Origin of the sequence: Thermococcus kodakarensis KOD1 (assembly GCF_000009965.1) — an archaeon.
Taxonomy (GTDB): Archaea; Methanobacteriota_B; Thermococci; order Thermococcales; family Thermococcaceae; genus Thermococcus; species Thermococcus kodakarensis.
The window spans coordinates 1,870,184-1,884,603 of record NC_006624.1 but is presented as its reverse complement, the minus strand read 5'-3'; the positions used below and the strand labels follow the sequence as shown (position 1 = coordinate 1,884,603).

Annotated in this window: 22 protein-coding genes; 4 read left to right on the top strand and 18 right to left on the bottom strand. The window is 55.0% G+C overall.

Annotation, left to right across the window (positions count from 1 at the left end; translation table 11 throughout):
- Positions 1-89: 89 nt before the first annotated feature.
- The 3 genes from trxB to TK_RS10515 all read right to left on the bottom strand — a co-directional run bounded on the left by trxB (position 90) and on the right by TK_RS10515 (position 2,905).
- On the bottom strand, positions 90-1,082 hold the full coding sequence (gene trxB / locus TK_RS10525) for a thioredoxin-disulfide reductase (protein ID WP_011251050.1): 993 nt from the start codon (positions 1,080-1,082) through the stop codon (positions 90-92).
- A gap of 80 nt (positions 1,083-1,162) precedes the next feature.
- Positions 1,163-1,696, bottom strand: coding sequence for a metal-dependent hydrolase (locus tag TK_RS10520; protein ID WP_011251049.1), 534 nt, complete (start codon positions 1,694-1,696; stop codon positions 1,163-1,165).
- The gene (locus TK_RS10515) at positions 1,697-2,905 is read right to left on the bottom strand and encodes an ATPase (RefSeq protein ID WP_011251048.1); all 1,209 of its coding nucleotides are present in this window, start codon (positions 2,903-2,905) and stop codon (positions 1,697-1,699) included.
- Positions 2,906-2,966: 61 nt separating this feature from the next.
- Here TK_RS10515 and TK_RS10510 point away from each other — a divergent pair, with 61 nt between their 5' ends.
- Genes TK_RS10510 through TK_RS10495 form a run of 4 tightly spaced genes read left to right on the top strand, consistent with a single transcriptional unit; the run spans position 2,967 to position 4,975 of the window.
- Positions 2,967-3,449, top strand: coding sequence for a THUMP domain-containing protein (locus tag TK_RS10510; protein WP_011251047.1), 483 nt, complete (start codon positions 2,967-2,969; stop codon positions 3,447-3,449).
- A gap of 39 nt (positions 3,450-3,488) precedes the next feature.
- Complete coding sequence (locus TK_RS10505; protein ID WP_048053772.1) at positions 3,489-3,968, top strand: ferritin-like domain-containing protein; 480 nt, start codon at positions 3,489-3,491, stop codon at positions 3,966-3,968.
- A 1-nt stretch (position 3,969) separates the two neighbouring features.
- Entirely contained in the window at positions 3,970-4,455 is a 486-nt protein-coding gene (locus TK_RS10500) for a ferritin-like domain-containing protein (RefSeq protein WP_011251045.1), read from the top strand.
- Positions 4,442-4,975 (top strand): ferritin-like domain-containing protein, encoded by a 534-nt coding sequence (locus TK_RS10495; RefSeq protein ID WP_011251044.1) that lies wholly within the window; start codon positions 4,442-4,444, stop codon positions 4,973-4,975. The genes TK_RS10500 and TK_RS10495 overlap by 14 nt, the downstream gene beginning before the upstream one ends.
- Here the strand turns inward: TK_RS10495 and TK_RS10490 are convergent, their stop codons facing one another.
- The 15 genes from TK_RS10490 to TK_RS10420 all read right to left on the bottom strand — a co-directional run bounded on the left by TK_RS10490 (position 4,976) and on the right by TK_RS10420 (position 14,406).
- Positions 4,976-5,407 (bottom strand): 4Fe-4S binding protein, encoded by a 432-nt coding sequence (locus TK_RS10490; RefSeq protein ID WP_011251043.1) that lies wholly within the window; start codon positions 5,405-5,407, stop codon positions 4,976-4,978.
- Positions 5,404-6,396 carry a respiratory chain complex I subunit 1 family protein gene (locus TK_RS10485; protein WP_048053771.1) on the bottom strand — a complete coding sequence of 331 codons (993 nt, stop codon included), beginning with the start codon at positions 6,394-6,396 and terminating at the stop codon, positions 5,404-5,406. The genes TK_RS10490 and TK_RS10485 overlap by 4 nt, the downstream gene beginning before the upstream one ends.
- A 4-nt stretch (positions 6,397-6,400) precedes the next feature.
- On the bottom strand, positions 6,401-7,681 hold the full coding sequence (locus TK_RS10480) for a nickel-dependent hydrogenase large subunit (RefSeq protein WP_011251041.1): 1,281 nt from the start codon (positions 7,679-7,681) through the stop codon (positions 6,401-6,403).
- A complete protein-coding gene (locus tag TK_RS10475) occupies positions 7,678-8,247 on the bottom strand; it encodes an NADH-quinone oxidoreductase subunit C (protein WP_011251040.1) in 570 nt (189 codons plus the stop codon). Before TK_RS10475 ends, TK_RS10480 begins: the two co-directional genes overlap by 4 nt.
- Positions 8,244-8,774 carry an NADH-quinone oxidoreductase subunit B family protein gene (locus tag TK_RS10470; RefSeq protein WP_011251039.1) on the bottom strand — a complete coding sequence of 177 codons (531 nt, stop codon included), beginning with the start codon at positions 8,772-8,774 and terminating at the stop codon, positions 8,244-8,246. The genes TK_RS10475 and TK_RS10470 overlap by 4 nt, the downstream gene beginning before the upstream one ends.
- A 37-nt stretch (positions 8,775-8,811) precedes the next feature.
- Positions 8,812-9,159, bottom strand: a complete 348-nt coding sequence (locus TK_RS10465) for a hypothetical protein (RefSeq protein ID WP_048053770.1) — start codon at positions 9,157-9,159, stop codon at positions 8,812-8,814.
- A gap of 1 nt (position 9,160) precedes the next feature.
- Positions 9,161-10,705, bottom strand: coding sequence for a proton-conducting transporter membrane subunit (locus TK_RS10460; protein ID WP_011251037.1), 1,545 nt, complete (start codon positions 10,703-10,705; stop codon positions 9,161-9,163).
- Positions 10,702-11,061, bottom strand: coding sequence for an NADH-quinone oxidoreductase subunit K (locus TK_RS10455; protein ID WP_011251036.1), 360 nt, complete (start codon positions 11,059-11,061; stop codon positions 10,702-10,704). Before TK_RS10455 ends, TK_RS10460 begins: the two co-directional genes overlap by 4 nt.
- Positions 11,058-11,507, bottom strand: a complete 450-nt coding sequence (locus TK_RS10450) for a Na(+)/H(+) antiporter subunit B (RefSeq protein WP_011251035.1) — start codon at positions 11,505-11,507, stop codon at positions 11,058-11,060. Before TK_RS10450 ends, TK_RS10455 begins: the two co-directional genes overlap by 4 nt.
- Positions 11,504-11,800: a hydrogen gas-evolving membrane-bound hydrogenase subunit E gene (gene mbhE / locus TK_RS10445; protein ID WP_011251034.1), complete on the bottom strand. Its 297-nt coding sequence runs from the start codon at positions 11,798-11,800 to the stop codon at positions 11,504-11,506. Before mbhE ends, TK_RS10450 begins: the two co-directional genes overlap by 4 nt.
- A complete protein-coding gene (locus TK_RS10440; protein ID WP_011251033.1) occupies positions 11,797-12,063 on the bottom strand; it encodes a hydrogenase subunit MbhD domain-containing protein in 267 nt (88 codons plus the stop codon). The genes mbhE and TK_RS10440 overlap by 4 nt, the downstream gene beginning before the upstream one ends.
- Positions 12,060-12,431 carry a monovalent cation/H(+) antiporter subunit G gene (mnhG, locus tag TK_RS10435; RefSeq protein WP_011251032.1) on the bottom strand — a complete coding sequence of 124 codons (372 nt, stop codon included), beginning with the start codon at positions 12,429-12,431 and terminating at the stop codon, positions 12,060-12,062. Before mnhG ends, TK_RS10440 begins: the two co-directional genes overlap by 4 nt.
- Complete coding sequence (locus TK_RS10430) at positions 12,428-12,682, bottom strand: cation:proton antiporter (RefSeq protein ID WP_011251031.1); 255 nt, start codon at positions 12,680-12,682, stop codon at positions 12,428-12,430. Before TK_RS10430 ends, mnhG begins: the two co-directional genes overlap by 4 nt.
- Entirely contained in the window at positions 12,682-13,185 is a 504-nt protein-coding gene (locus TK_RS10425; protein WP_011251030.1) for a monovalent cation/H+ antiporter subunit E, read from the bottom strand. The genes TK_RS10430 and TK_RS10425 overlap by 1 nt, the downstream gene beginning before the upstream one ends.
- A 192-nt stretch (positions 13,186-13,377) precedes the next feature.
- On the bottom strand, positions 13,378-14,406 hold the full coding sequence (locus TK_RS10420; RefSeq protein WP_011251029.1) for a formate/nitrite transporter family protein: 1,029 nt from the start codon (positions 14,404-14,406) through the stop codon (positions 13,378-13,380).
- Between the last annotated feature and the right edge of the window lie 14 nt (positions 14,407-14,420).

Genomic DNA, 14,420 nt, shown 5'->3' with positions numbered 1-14,420 from the left:
AATGAACATTTTTGACCGAAGATTTTTCGAGAAATATCCAGAGCTAAACGAAGCAAACATTTGAGAAGTAAGAAAAAGAAACAGTAAGATCACTCGCTGTTCTTATTCTTCCACTCTTCGAGGAATTCCTTTGCAGAGTTAGCTGCTATTGCGCCCTGGCCGACCGCCACCGCTATCTGCTTGAAGACGTTTGTTATGTCTCCAGCGGCGAAGATTCCCGGAACCTTGGTGCGCATGTACATGTCGACCGGGATGTAGCCGTACTCGTCGGTTATGCCGAGGTGCTTCACGAAGTCGGTCTTCGGCTCGTAGCCGATGAAGATGAATACGCCGTCGACCTCCATCACGGTTTCTTCTCCTGTCTTAACGTTCTTCAGCCTAACCGCCTCGACCTTGTCCTTTCCGATGATCTCTGTAACAACAGTGTCGAGTATCGCAGGGATACCGCTCTCCTTGAACCTGTCCTGGAGTATCTTGTCGGCTCTAAACTGCTGCCTCCTGTGGACGAGGGTAACGTCAACGCCGATGCTCTTGAGGTAGAGGGCCTCCTGGAGGGCTGTGTTTCCACCGCCGACTACTATGACCTTCTTGCCCTTGAAGAGCGGGCCGTCGCAGGTTGCACAGTAAGAAACGCCCTTTCCTGTAAGCTCTTCCTCACCAGGAACCCTCAGCTTCCTCGGTGCGGCACCGACGGCAATGATAATCGTCCTGGCTTTGTATTCCTTCCCGTTGGCGGTCTTCACGGTGAACTTGCACGGCCCCTCGTAGTAGGCGCATTCCGCTGGATCGATCCTCACCACCTCATCGAAGATAACGTCAACGCCGAGCTTCTTCACCTGCTCGTGCATTCTGTTGGTCAGCTCTGAACCGCTGATCCCCTCTGGGAAGCCGGGGTAGTTCTCTATGAGGTCGGTCAAGGCCATGTTTCCGCCGAGGTCTTTGCTTATGATCAGTGTCTCAAGGCCGTAGCGGGCGGCGTAAATGGCCGCTGTGAACCCAGCTGGCCCTGCTCCTATGATGAGAACGTCCCAGGTCTTCTTCTCGTACTCCCCACCGCGCGAGAATCCTCCAAGGCTGAACATTTTTACTCACCTCCGCCATCCACTAGAGTGGACAATTTAAAAGCCTTGTTCCACAAAAGTGTGAACTGAAAAACGAAAATTCAGACGAGTTTCAGGGAACCGTCGAGGAGTAAGTGCAGGGTGTAGCCCAGGAACGCGGACAGTCCCACATAGATAGCTTCCCCAGTGCTCATTCTAAGCCCGTATTCAACGAGCAGGAAGGCCAACAGACCGTAAACGGCCGCGAAGAGGAGAGAGTGGACGATCCCCCTGTGGTGCGGCATCAGCCAGGTGAAGGCGTACCATCCAACCAAAGCACCAACGGCTCCGATCACCCAGGCCGCGACAACTGAGGCCCATTCTGGGCTGATGTTCACCCATCCAGTTGCCCATAAGTAAACAGCGCTTCCCACTGCAACACTGACTATCGGCTTTGATCCCCTGTGTATAAGGGCATCGGGGTGGTCTAGGTCTGGGAGATCGCTCCCAAGGACGTAAAAGGCATAGCCGAGCATCATGGAAGTTGCAGTAAGCTCCAGCGGAACCCCAAGATAGATTTTGAGAAGGAAACCTACGAGGACGGCCACCGGATAGGTAACTATCCCGCTGAGGACGTGGACATCGTAGTTCGGCATTCACTCACCCCTCAGCTTTTCGGCCTGTCCCTCTTCTAAAAACTTTCTGACATAGTCAGGAACCTTGTAGCTGCCGTTCGGGTCTCCAACGAGAAAGCCAAGCCTCACGAGCTCGTTGAGGCTCTCATAAACCTGCATGCCCGGCTTCTTGACCGCTTTGGCCACTTGAATATAACTCACAGGGCCTCCTTTGAACTCAAAAACCACCGCCTCAACGAGGTCCTTGTAGTCCTTTGGAATCCTCATCAGGTACTCCTCAAGGCTCTTCGGCTCTTCGAGGATGGTCGTCACCACGTAGTCGTCTATGGGGTCGAACTTGTGCTTCGCCGCTTCGCTCAGGACGTAGTGGAGGAGCCTTAAAATCTGCCTAGGGTTGCCCCTCGCCAAATCGTGGATGAGCTTAATCGCCTCCTCCGTGAACGGATAGATCGGGTCGTCCGTATCCTTCACTCTCGCCTTGTTGAGCCTTTTCTTGACAAGTTCAAATGTCTCCTCGACGCTCATCGGCCTCAGCTTGAACTCATAGTGGAGCCTCATGAAGAACGCTGGGAAGATCTTCGTGTACTCCTCGTACGCCTCCGGGATGCAGGCGAAGGCCACTATACACCCCGGCGGCATCGTGCTTATCACGTGCCTCAGCATCTCAAAGAACTGTATCTTCTCCCTCTCTCCCGCTCCCTGCATGTTCTCAAGCTCATCCAAAAGGAGAGCGGAGTATGGGTACTTTTTGAGTTGCTCAACCAGAAGCTCCGCAATGTCCCTGCTCTTGTACTCGTTCGGGTCGCTCAGCATCTTTTCAAGTCTGTCTATGAAGCCTAACTTCCTTGAGAGGTTCTCAAGGAAGATGTTCGTCCTGCTCCTCGGCGGCTTAAGGGCATAGAAGATGTCGCGCGTGAGCTTCAAGATGTCGTTGGTGTCAACCTTGACGTAAATGGCCTTTCCACCGTTGTCCTCGATGGCCTTGGCTATGTTCTTGAGCCTCTGGGTCTTTCCCATTCCGAGTGGGCCGACTATACTGAGAGCAATAGAACTTTTGTGACCGAGAACCTCCGAGATTATCATCTGGAGGCGCATATCAACTTCCTGGTAGACGTGAATGCTCTCAACGTCGGCTATTCCTTCGCTTGCGAGCTGCTCAAACGGGTTGTGAGAGAGACCATAAACGTCATATGAATGAGAAGGGTAAAACTTAAGGCCATCCCTTTCCATTTCACCTCACCGATTTAGAATGTCCTTCGGAATATAAAAACCTGTCCATCGGTGAGCTGATATGATTCTCCTGGTAACATGCCCGCAGGGAAGGGAAGGCGATGCAATACTCGAGCTGGAGTGGGCGCTTGAAAAGGTTAAGGTTCATGGAACCGATTGGAGGGGTGTCCTGCTCGCTGAAACTCCCCTATCAAAGGAAGAAGCGCTTCGAAGGCTCAAAGATTTTGAAACGCAGGCAATCCAAAGGGTTGTGCCGCTGGAAGTCCTTGTGAGGGCCTCCTTTGACGAGATAGCTGATGCAGTACTAAACCTCGCTGAGAGAATCCAGGGTAGCTTTGCGGTGAGGGCAAAAGTCAGGGGAAACAAAAAACTCTCCCAGCGGGAGCTTGAGAGAAAGCTCGGCTCGCTCATAGTCGAGCGCTATAACCTGCCGGTGAATCTGAGTGATCCAGACTACACCGTCATCGTTGAAGTCCTCGGGAAGAAAGCTGGAGTGGGAGTTCTCAGGCGTGGGGAGCTTCTCCGCTTCGAGGTAGAGGAATAGGCTTATTAGGGTGGGCACCGTTTTCCCACTGTGGTCAAAATGATGGACGTTGATGAGGTCATTGAGATGCTCTCAAAGCTGAGCTACGAAGAGGCCTTAGCCTACTGGATAAGTGGGGAGAGGGAAGAGGCAAAGCTCTACAAGGAGCTCGCCGAGAGAGCAAGGGCGCTCGGTCTTGGGGAGAGTATTGTCAAGGTCTTTGAAAAGCTCTCAAAAGACTCCCAGAGGCACGCCGAGGAGCTGACGAAAATCTTCAAGGAGAGCTTTTCAAGGGAGCCGAAGACTGACATACCGCCGGTAGAAGTTCTATCAGTTCTCAACAAGTTCGAGAGGGCAGACCAGATAAAAGAAGTCCTTGAGGCTGCGATGGAGAGCGAGCTGACCGCCCATAAGGTTTACAAGCTTCTCGCCGAGAAGGTGGAAGATGAACGGCTGAAGGAACTCTACCTCAAACTCGCTGAGGTTGAGAGGACCCATTACGAGGCCCTGAAGGCGGAATACGAAAAGCTGGGTGATTGAAATGGTCGTGGAGATCCTTAACGAGATAAGGAAGCTGGACGAGAGGGAGCTGTTAAGCTACTGGATTAAAGGTGAATACGAAGAGGCTGAAACGTACTGGAAGCTCGCCGAGCGTGCTAAGGAGCTTGGACTGCCAGAGGAAGTTGTCAACACTTTCAAGAGGCTCGGTGACGAGTCAAAGGGGCACGGCGACGAGCTCTACAAAATCTACCGCCAGAACTACGGGGACGAGCTGGTCGAGGTGAACGTTCCGAACGTTGAATCCCTCAACGTCCTCGGCAAGTTCTGGAAGGTCGAGGATTTGAAGGACGTTTTGGAGATAGCGATGGAGAGCGAGAAGCTGGCCGAGACGATATACAGAAAGCTCGCGGAGGAGTGCAAAAAGGAGGAGCTCAAAAGGGTTTATCTCACGCTGGCGGACGTTGAGAGGGGACACTATGAGTCCCTGAAAAAGCTGGCAGGGGGTATCGTCAATGGAAGACCTTGAAGAGACTCTGGAAAGGTTCAAAGATATGTTGCTTGGGCTCTCCGAGCGCGAAATCCTCTCCTACTGGATCTGGGGCGAATATGAGGAGGCCAGGATTTACTGGGGGCTCGCGAAAAAAGCTGAGGAGCTTAGGCTTCCGCCCGGTCTCCTCTCTGCCTTCAGGAAGCTGGCCAAGGAATCTGAGGAGCACGGGGACACTCTGAAGAGGATATACGTTAAAACCTACGGTGAAGAACCGAAAAAAGTTGACCTGCCGTACATTGAAGCGGAGGTTCTCTCAAAGGCCTTTGAAGACCCGGAGAACATACCCAAAGTTCTCGCAATAGCGATGGAGACCGAGCTCGTTGCGATGGAGCTGTACAGACATCTCGCCTCAATAACGGAGAACGAGGAGGCCAGAAAGGTCTACCAATACCTTGCCAACGTAGAGTGGGCCCATTACCAGAGGCTCAAGGGCGAGGCTGAGCTCATGGGCTTCAGCGTTGAACAGTATGGAATAAAAGTAAAGGTGACGGCGTAATCATGCCTTCCCTTCCTTCTCCTTCTTCGCGGCCTCTTTGGCCTTCTTCTGCTCTTCCAGCTTCCTCTTTATCTCCTCGACTTTTTCAGGCTTCAGAGGGATAAACCTGTCGTCGTGGTTGTCGTAGCTGGCCAGCAGGAAGTCCTTGCTGAGCTGGAGCGCCCCTGTAGGACAGACGTCAACGCACTGGCCGCAGTAGACACAGCGAGCTGTCCAGAGGGCCACCTTCCTTATCTCCGGCAGGTAAACGAAGACCCCAGCTGGACAGACGTTGACGCACATCCTGCAGCCGACGCACTTGTCCACGTTGTAGGCTATCATTCCCCTGAAGTCCTCGGGAATCGGAACCGGCTCCGTCTGCGGGAAGCGGTTTGTCGCCGGCTTCTTGAAGAGGTTTCTGAGCACCACTGGGACGAGAATTGGGGCCTTCACATTATCACCTCCATCGCTATGAGGAGCGAGCCGATCAGCGAGGCCAGGAAGACGTTCTTCCAGAGGAAGTCAACGGCCTGCGTTATCTTCAGCCTCCCCGTCACAGCTCTGAAGACGCTCTGGACGACGAAGAGAACCACGAATACCTTAAGCGTGTGGAAGAGCAGGTCAACGACGTTCGCTGAGAGGCCACTCAGCCCGAAGTAGCCCGAGATTCCCCACGGGAAGAATATCGCGACAACGAGCGACGCTGAGATGAAGGCCTTTATCGAGTGCGTCAGCTTGAGGAGTGCCAGATACCTTCCGCTGTACTCGACGAGAAGTCCCTCCGCTATCTCTTCCTCGGCATCGGGTATGTTGAAGAACCCGACCTCTATCTCGCTCGCCAGCCAGACGGCAAAGACGTAGAGGAGTATAAGGGCCCCTACGAAGCTCATCGGAGTCCCTATCTCCCATATGTTGTGCTGATAGAATGTCCCCATGCTGAAGGGCTCCTCAACGCCGAGCTTTCCAATGCGCCACATTATTGTGAATATCGCCAGCATCATGGCTGGTTCCCTTGAGACCATTATCGTCGCTTCCCTCGCTGCACCTATCTTGGCGTACGGGTTCCCCGAGCTTATTGCGCCGAGCATCTTGAAGAAGCTGATGAGGGTTAAGAGGTAGATGAAGACGATGACGTCTCCCTTGCTCGCCAGAATCGGCGTGAAGCCCATCGGCGTGTAGGCGAGGAGAGCTATAGCGGTGGCCAAGGCCAGAACAGGAGCGGCCCTGAACATGTAGTTCGCGGTGTTCGGTATTATCGTCTCCTTGCTGGCCAACTTGAGGAAGTCGTAGATCGGCTGGAGTATCGGCGGGCCAATTCTCCTCTGCATTCTGGCCACTAACTTCCTGTCTATTCCCTCCCAGACGAGTGATGCAAGTGAAACGAAAGTGTAGAGGCCGAGCAGGCCCGCGATTGGGTAAACCACGTTGCTTACCACGTCCATGCTATCACCTCACACAGCCAACACCAAGCGGGCTCGGGTCTCCCTTGATATCCGGGTTGATCTCGCGCGTCCTCTTTATCGACTCCCTCAGGAGGTCCTTCTCGGTCAGGATTTTCTTCTTCCCGTCCTGCACAACGGCAACCCTGTCGGTACAGCTCAGGCACGGGTCTATTGAAGCAACCGCAACCACAAAGTCCGCCACCTGGTCGCCGATGACTCCCCTGGCAACCGCGAAGAGGTTCGGGAACGTCGGCTCTCTCGGCTTCCAGCGGAGCGGCTTATCGCTTCCCTTCTTTCCGCGGACGTAGTGCACCAACTCTCCTCTCGGCGCCTCGTACCTGCCTATTCCCTCACCGTCAACCATCAGCCTCAGCTTGGCGTAGAGGACGTTGTCCTTCGGGAAGGTCTTTATCGGCCCGTCGGGCATCGCATCGAGGGCGTGCTCTATGAGCTCAAGGCTCTGCCAGAGCTCCCCTATCCTGACAGCCATCCTGTCGAAGACGTCCCCCCTCGGCCTCTCTCCCGTTACATCCTGCGGCATGACCGGCTTTATGCCGAGGTCCGGATAAACCCCAAGCCCCTCGCTCCAGCGGGCGTCGTCCCTGATTCCGCTCCCCCTTCCCGTTGGGCCAACGGCTCCCTGCTCCAGGGCAACGCGCTTGCTTATCACTGCTGTGTCCCTGAAACGGGCCTCTATCGTTGGATCGTGGAGGAAAGCCTCCTCTATCTGCGGGAAGACTTCCCTGTAGTACTTTATCATCTCCTCGATGATCCTTCTCTTCTTCTCGTCGATGTCCCTCCTGACGCCGCCTATCGTCACCATCGAGTAGTTAACGCGGTTTCCTGAGACGGCCTCAAGGGTGTCCATAACCTTCTCCCTTGCCAGCCAGGTGAGGTGAAGCAGGGTGTCGTAGCCTATGTCGTGGGCAAGAACGCCGAGGTTGAGGAGGTGGGAGTGAATCCTCTCAAGCTCGCCGATGATTACGCGGATGTACTCGGCCCTCTCGGGCACCTCTATGCCTCCAGCCTCCTCAACGGCCCTCGTGTAGGTGTGGTTGTGAGAGAAGGAGCAGATTCCGCACATCCTCTCGGCGAGGTACATTATTTGGATGTAGTTTCTCCTGAGGGCTATCCATTGGATTCCGCGAAGGTTGTAACCGAGCTTGACGTCAACGTCAACTATCCTCTCGCCGTCTAGGGTGAGTATGAACTTCTCGGGCTCTTCAAGGCCTGGATGGATTGGACCGAAGGGTATTTTGACCCAGTACTCGACTTTTTCGGTCATTTCTTCGCACCCCCTTTGATGTAGTATGGGTGACCCGCATTGTGTACCATCTCCTCTGAAATGCCCTTATCGTCGAGGCGGAGCGGGTAGATGCCCTCTGGGAAGTCATCTGGAAGGAATAGCCTCCTCTTGTCGGGGGCACCCTCGAAGTCAAGTCCGACCATCTCCATGCCTTCCCTCTCGAACTGGAGCGCTATCGGGAAGACGTCGCTGATATCTGGGAGCACCGGGTCGTCCTTTGGTGCGTGGACGTCCACGATGAGTGAAACCGCAGGAGCGTCCCTGTAGTGGATAAGGATGTGGCTGAGAAAGCCCAGCTCTTCTCCCCAGTCCTGCTCTATTCCTATCGAGTAGTGGGCCTCTGGGTCGAGCCCCTTGATGAAACTCATCAAAGCCTTGTAGTCCTCCCTCGGAACCCTCACCCAGACCCTCTGTCTGCCCCACTTGTTGGTCTTCACCTCAACGCTCGCGCTCGGGAAGCGCTCGGCTATTTTCCTTGCAACATCCTCCGCCTTTGTCGGTTCTTTGACTTCGTTAACCTCGGTAATGGGATTAGCTTCACTCATTCTCCCACCTCCTCTGGAACCTCCCCCTTAATCATCCTGGCGAGCTTCTCCAGGGCAAGAACGACGCCGTGTAGAATGGCCTCAGGCCTCGGCGGGCAGCCGGGAACATAAACGTCCACGGGGATAACCCTGTCCAGCGGGGCGTTTGTGAACGGGCTCTCGTAGAAGACGCTTCCACCGGTTGGGCATGCTCCAACGGCTATGACTATCTTTGGGTCTGGTGTCTGCTCGTAGACGAGTTTAACCCTCTCAAGGCTCTGGTTGGTCACGGGGCCCGTAACGACCAGTATATCTGCGTGCCTTGGGCTGCCGACGAGCTTGACTCCAAAGCGCTCAGCGTCGTAGCGCGGTGTTAGAGCGGCTATTATCTCGATGTCGCAGCCGTTGCACGAGCCGCTGTTTACGTGGAATACCCAGGGCGACTTTCCAAGGAACCTGCAGAGCTGGGCTATTCTCTTTTCGAGCCTCTCGCGCTCCGATGGATTTGATTTCTGCCCGTTTTGGTTGGCGGGAACTGTTATCGCCATCAGCTACCACCTCCGCAGAGCTCTCGCGGAAAACCCTTCATCCCCATATCAGCAGCACCCCCAGCACGAAGGCCGTCGTTATCACCAGGTAGCTCGCGTAGTCAGTGAGCAGGCCTGTGTGGTCTCTCCTGAGCACAGTGAAGAAGTTCTTGAGGGCGTAGGTTAGGCCCCACATGACGTTTCTTCCCGTGTAGTGGCCCTCCAGGTGCTCGAAGCCGGGAATTATCCTGTCCGGATCTTCGCCGCTGATGAATATCTTCGTCCCATCTCCGGTTTCCCTCGTTCCCATTCCGCTTCTCTTCGCCCACTTGTCGAGGAGATAAGCCAGGATGAGGCCGATGATAAAGACGAAGACGAAGTAAATGGCATCCCAATAACCGAACATTTCAGGCACCCCCCATCAGTGTTGCTATGTATCCGAGCTGGTTTTCGAGGGCCTTAGCCGCTGGAATCATGACTTTGTCGCTTATCTGCCACGGGAAGAGTCCCATGATGATTATTGCCAAAGCCAGGATTATCATCGGCCAGAGCATGCTCGCCTCCGGGTCTCTGGCGTTCATGACCTTCTCGCTCGGCCTTCCGAAGAAGGTGTAGAGAACCCTGACGTAGGCCGCCGTACAGAATGCAGTTCCAATTATCGCTATTGCACCGAGAACCGGGTTGAAGATCGCAGAACTCTCGTAGATGAGCCACTTGCTCGCGAATCCGTTCAGCGGCGGCATTCCGATTATCGCGGCCGCTCCGATGAGGAAGGCGAACGTTGTTTTCGGCATTGTCCTGGCCAAACCGCTCAGTTCGTTGAGGTTCCTCGTTCCGAGCTCGTGTATAACCGCTCCAGCTATGAGGGAGAGGAGCGCCTTCATGAGGGCGTGGTTGAAGGTGTGATATATCGCTCCAGCGAGGGCAATATCTCCAGTTCTGCTTCCGTAGGCTGCCAAACCTATTCCGAGGCCGAGGAGGATGTAACCTATCTGCCCGACGGAGGAGTAGGCCAGAAGGCGCTTCATATCGGTCTGTATTACCGCCATCGCGTTGCCTACTATGAGGGTTATGCAGGCGAAGATTATGATCACCCAGCCGACGGTCTTCATGCTGACGCTCGCCCCGTAGATGCTGAAGAGTATCCTCGCCAGGGCGTAGACACCGCCTATCTTGATGACCAGGCCAGAGAGCATTGCTGAAATCGAGCTGGGGGCTGCTGGATGGGCATCAGCCAGCCACATGTGAACAGGAGAAGCACCACTCTTGAAGAGCAGACCCGCTATGAAGAAGGCTAAAGCCACCTTGGCAACAACGCTCGGGTTCTGAGACAGCTTGATCGCGAGGTAGCCCATCGTCAGCGTCCCGTACTGGCCGTAGAGGAGCGCTATTCCGAGGAGGACGAGCGAGCTCGCTATTGAACCCACGAACATGTACTTTATGCCCGCCTCGATGCCCTCCCAGGTGTCGTTCCTGAAGGCGACGAGGGCGTAGCTGGCTATGCTCATTATCTCCAGGAAGACGTAGAAGTTGAAGAGGTCGCCGGTTATCGCTATGCCCAGCATTCCGAGTTCGAGGATCAGGATTAGGGTGTAGTACTTGTCCAGACCCGTGTCGCGCTTCATGTAGCCGAGCGAGTAGACAACGGCAAGGAACGCGACGAGGGTCACCATGAGCACCATCAACGCTGAGAGCAGGTCAACCTCCCAGACTATCCTGACCGGGAAGCTGGCTCCCTGGCCGAACGGGCTCTTAGCGCCGAGGGTGTAGAGTATCGGGCCGTTTTCATAGACTGAATAAAAGACCGCGGAGCCAACCAGGAGAGTTATTCCAGAGATAATGACCGCCCACGCTTCTCTGGCTTTTTTCCCTGCGAGGCTCACTATCGGCATTGAGAACGCTCCAAAGAGCGGGACGATAATCAGGTAGGGTAAGATCGTCTCGCCGTTCATCCCCTCAACCTCCTCAGGGCTCTCACGTCAAGGGTTCCGTAGTGGCGGTAGGCGTTTATCGTCAGGGCAACGGCTAGGGAAAGCACACAGACGCCGATGACTATGCTCGTGAGGACGAGCGCCTGCGGCAGCGGGCCGACCATCGGGCTTTTGAGCGTCTCGTACCCGGTGTAAATTGGGGCGGTCGGGACTTCGTTGAGCTCCATTCTGTAGCCGAGGCTGATGAGGAGCAGGTGAATTCCAGCGTCTATTATGTTGAGCGCCAACACGAGCTTGAGCAGGTTCCTCTTCGCGAGGAACGCATAGATTCCGAGGGCTATCATGAGGAACGCAACTATGAACTGGAACTGAATCAAGACTTCCACCTCCTCCAGAGGGCTATGGCAGTTAGGGCACTAACAAGTCCCGTGAAGACCTTCAGTCCGACTGCGAGGTTCATTATCGGCAGGAATCCAGCGGAAAGCAGCGTTCCAGGCTTTCCGTTGAAGAACGGGCCGTTGTGCCAGAGGGTATTGTAGAAGAAGGCCGTTCCTATACCCAGCATCGCCGCACCGAGGAAGACGAGGCCGCCGAGGCCTTCGAGGGCAGAGTAAAGGTGCTTGTTGTAGCGCTTTTTCATCTCGCCTAATCCAAATGCTATCAGGAACAGGATTCCGGCTCCTGCTATGGTGGCTCCTCCCTGAAAGCCGCCACCCGGTGTGAGGTGGCCGTGCATGACAACGTAGGCCCCGAATATTCCGATGAGCGGTATCGTAGCCCTCGCAGCAGTCCTGACGATAACACCCATGTCGGAGTCGTTCATTCCTCATCCCTCCTCCAGGGTCTTAGAAGGGCAACTGCACCGGCTATGGCGGTGAAGAGAACGGTAGCCTCTCCAAGGGTATCGTAGCCACGGTAGTCGAACACGATGTCGGTAACGATGTTCGTTCCGCCGACTTCCTCAACGCCGTGCTCGATGTAGTAGTTGTCGGTGTAGCGGTACTTCAGCCAGTCTTCTCCGCCGGGCCCGAACTTGAGGCCGTAGTTGGGGTTCGCTATGTAGAGGAGCGCACCGAGTATGAACAGGAGCGACAGATAAGCTAAGGTTCTCTTCATGGCACCTCACGCTCCCACCTTTCCGTCTTCGCGATGCCGTAAACAACAACGGCCGTAACAACGCCCGCTCCGACGGCAGCCTCGGCTATGGCAACGTCCGGCGCGTGCAGGGTGTAGAACTCAAGGCTGAGCAAGAGGCTCATCGCTGCCGAGGCCAAAGCCGCCGACAGAAGGTCGCGGTAGCGTATCGTAAGATAGGCCGTGATCAGCACTCCGACGAGGATTATGGCCTGGATGAGCATATCAAGGTCAACGGCGTTCATTCGGAACCACCCCCGAGCTTCTCCTCGTAGGCATCAACAACCGCTCTAACCGGCTTGACTCCGCTGAGGTGTGCCGCTTTGGCTATCGCGTGAGCTCCCGTCGGGTTCGTGAGTAGGAGCGCTATGAGGGCAATGAAGCTGTGGAGGGCCATCTGGAGATACTTGGAGTCCCCTGTCCTGTGGAGCTGGTAGAGGGCGTGGGTGACGACGGCGAAGACGGCAAAGATAGTCCCGAAGGTCGTGCACTTGGTGGCGCCGTGGAGCCTTGTATAGACGTCGGGGAAGCGGAGGAGCGCGAAGCTTCCGAGGAGGTTGAAGGTCACGCTTATTCCGAGGAAGACGTAGATGAGCACTTCAACGTAGTTCATGCCAATCCCCCCTGGAGGTACTTCGCTATCACGAGCGTGCCTATGTAGCTCAGAAGGGCGTACACTATCGCGATGTCGATGTAGATCGTCCTGTCGTAGGCCGCTCCGAGGAGAACCATGCCCGCGACGACGAGCGTGTTGAGGGTGTCAACGCCGACTACTCTGTCGGGAACCGTTGGCCCGAGTATGAGCCTCAGCACCGAGATTAAACCCGCTATCCCAACGAGAACCATCGCATAGAAGAATGCCATCATCTTCCCAGCCTCCTGGCCCATTTTTCGAAGGGCCCAGCAACCGGCTCCGAGCTTTCGGGCCTCTCAAGGCCCTCCGGCACGTTGATCCAGTGAACGTAGAGCGCCTTTTCTTCCGGATCGGCTTCAACTGTCAGGGTTCCAGGGGTGAGTGTGATCGAGTTGCTGAGAATTGTGTACTGGGCGTCGTTGTTGAGGTCAACTGGGACGCGGACTATCCCCGGCCTTATCTTCCCTGTTATGACCCTGTAAGCGACGTCGAAGTTGGCCTTCACCATGCCCCAGAAGAGAACCGGTGCATATGCTATGAAGCCGAGCCATTTCACAGGGTTCAGGAAGCGCGTTGAGTTCTCACCTACCACGTCCTTCGTCGCATAGCCGATTATTGCCGCGAATATCAGTCCAGCCACTAGCTCTTCCGTGCTCCACAGCAGTCCATTGCTTCCCGCTGTTAAGACCAGCCACACGATGTAGGCGAAGAGGAACGCCACTATGAACGGCAAACTACCACCTCCAGATGAGACATTTTCAGCACCTCTCACTTCCGATTTCTCATTCTGCTTAAAACGCTTTTCCCAAGCTTTTGTTTGGCAAGAGAAGGTATTAAACGGCTCGTTTTGAACCAATGGTTCAAATCTAAAAGTTAAATTAAGAACTTCAATGCTGCGAATTAGGGGGTAATAAAGGAAAATGCATCAGGCGGGCTTGGCAATCTTGGCCAGGAAGAACGTGCCCGCTATGTAGTAGATTGAAAGCGCAAGCGGAACGGCGTACATTGCACCACTGCCGAGAGCGCTGTCGAGTGCCATTGCTATTCCAGCAGGTACGAGGGTCGCGACGATCCAGAATGCTATGAAGACAACCAGGAAGTCAACGATCTCCTTGATGAGCCTCTCGGCGGTGAGCTCCGGGTGGCTGAGGTACCAGTAGTAGAACGCGACGAAGAGGAAGCCGCCGACGGCGTTGCCGAAGGTCACCGGGATCAGGTTGTGGAAGAACTTTGTCCAGGTTATGGTGTAGTTGCTGAGGAGTATCCCCGTTGGGATCGCCCACATGTTGGCGATGGCGTGTTCAAAGCCTATGGCGACGAAGGCAAAGATTGGGAACCATATAGCGAGTATCTTACCTGCCCCGTCCTGAACCCTAGCAGACTGCCATATTGCAAGGTTGACGAGCCAGTTACAGCCGATGCCGAGGAAAAACAGCGCGAGCATGTCCTTTGAAACCTTGCCCGTGGCTATGCTCACCGTGACTTTTCCAAAGGTGTTAGGGTCTCCAACGTGGCCGAAGAGTCCGGTTAGGGTAGTTGCCAGCAGGGCAAGGAAGATTGAGCCTATGAAGTTGCCCCCGTAGCTTCCGAACCAGTTGTAGAGGACGCACTTGAAGTCGGCGTAGCCCTTAACCTTCGCGGAGCTGAGGAACTGAACGTTGCCGGTCCAGAGGTCAGCACCGCCTATGACAACCCCAATGAGGCCGACAGGGAAGACGGCACCGAGGAGGAGCTTGAAGGCGGATATGTTTCCCTTGTCAGGGAAGAGCTTGGGGCTGTAGCCGGAAGCCGCCACCACCGCCAAGAGGAATCCGAAGGCGATGAACGCTCCAGCCATAAAGCCGGCAAAGAGTAACCTTCCGGGGGTTGTTCTGAACTTGGGGGTGGCCTTCTTGGCTATCCCCTCAAAGGTGGTATCCACACCATACAGGATTTGTTCTTTCGGATCGACCATTCGATCACCTCCTA

Coding starts and splice junctions, on each gene's coding strand:
- trxB (WP_011251050.1), bottom strand. CDS start 1,082: ATGTTCAGCCTTGGAGGATTCTCGCGCGGTGGGGAGTACGAGAAGAAG.
- TK_RS10520 (WP_011251049.1), bottom strand. CDS start 1,696: ATGCCGAACTACGATGTCCACGTCCTCAGCGGGATAGTTACCTATCCG.
- TK_RS10515 (WP_011251048.1), bottom strand. CDS start 2,905: ATGGAAAGGGATGGCCTTAAGTTTTACCCTTCTCATTCATATGACGTT.
- TK_RS10510 (WP_011251047.1), top strand. CDS start 2,967: ATGATTCTCCTGGTAACATGCCCGCAGGGAAGGGAAGGCGATGCAATA.
- TK_RS10505 (WP_048053772.1), top strand. CDS start 3,489: ATGATGGACGTTGATGAGGTCATTGAGATGCTCTCAAAGCTGAGCTAC.
- TK_RS10500 (WP_011251045.1), top strand. CDS start 3,970: ATGGTCGTGGAGATCCTTAACGAGATAAGGAAGCTGGACGAGAGGGAG.
- TK_RS10495 (WP_011251044.1), top strand. CDS start 4,442: ATGGAAGACCTTGAAGAGACTCTGGAAAGGTTCAAAGATATGTTGCTT.
- TK_RS10485 (WP_048053771.1), bottom strand. CDS start 6,396: ATGGACGTGGTAAGCAACGTGGTTTACCCAATCGCGGGCCTGCTCGGC.
- TK_RS10480 (WP_011251041.1), bottom strand. CDS start 7,681: ATGACCGAAAAAGTCGAGTACTGGGTCAAAATACCCTTCGGTCCAATC.
- TK_RS10475 (WP_011251040.1), bottom strand. CDS start 8,247: ATGAGTGAAGCTAATCCCATTACCGAGGTTAACGAAGTCAAAGAACCG.
- TK_RS10470 (WP_011251039.1), bottom strand. CDS start 8,774: ATGGCGATAACAGTTCCCGCCAACCAAAACGGGCAGAAATCAAATCCA.
- TK_RS10465 (WP_048053770.1), bottom strand. CDS start 9,159: ATGTTCGGTTATTGGGATGCCATTTACTTCGTCTTCGTCTTTATCATC.
- TK_RS10460 (WP_011251037.1), bottom strand. CDS start 10,705: ATGAACGGCGAGACGATCTTACCCTACCTGATTATCGTCCCGCTCTTT.
- TK_RS10450 (WP_011251035.1), bottom strand. CDS start 11,507: ATGAACGACTCCGACATGGGTGTTATCGTCAGGACTGCTGCGAGGGCT.
- mbhE (WP_011251034.1), bottom strand. CDS start 11,800: ATGAAGAGAACCTTAGCTTATCTGTCGCTCCTGTTCATACTCGGTGCG.
- TK_RS10440 (WP_011251033.1), bottom strand. CDS start 12,063: ATGAACGCCGTTGACCTTGATATGCTCATCCAGGCCATAATCCTCGTC.
- mnhG (WP_011251032.1), bottom strand. CDS start 12,431: ATGAACTACGTTGAAGTGCTCATCTACGTCTTCCTCGGAATAAGCGTG.
- TK_RS10430 (WP_011251031.1), bottom strand. CDS start 12,682: ATGGCATTCTTCTATGCGATGGTTCTCGTTGGGATAGCGGGTTTAATC.
- TK_RS10420 (WP_011251029.1), bottom strand. CDS start 14,406: ATGGTCGATCCGAAAGAACAAATCCTGTATGGTGTGGATACCACCTTT.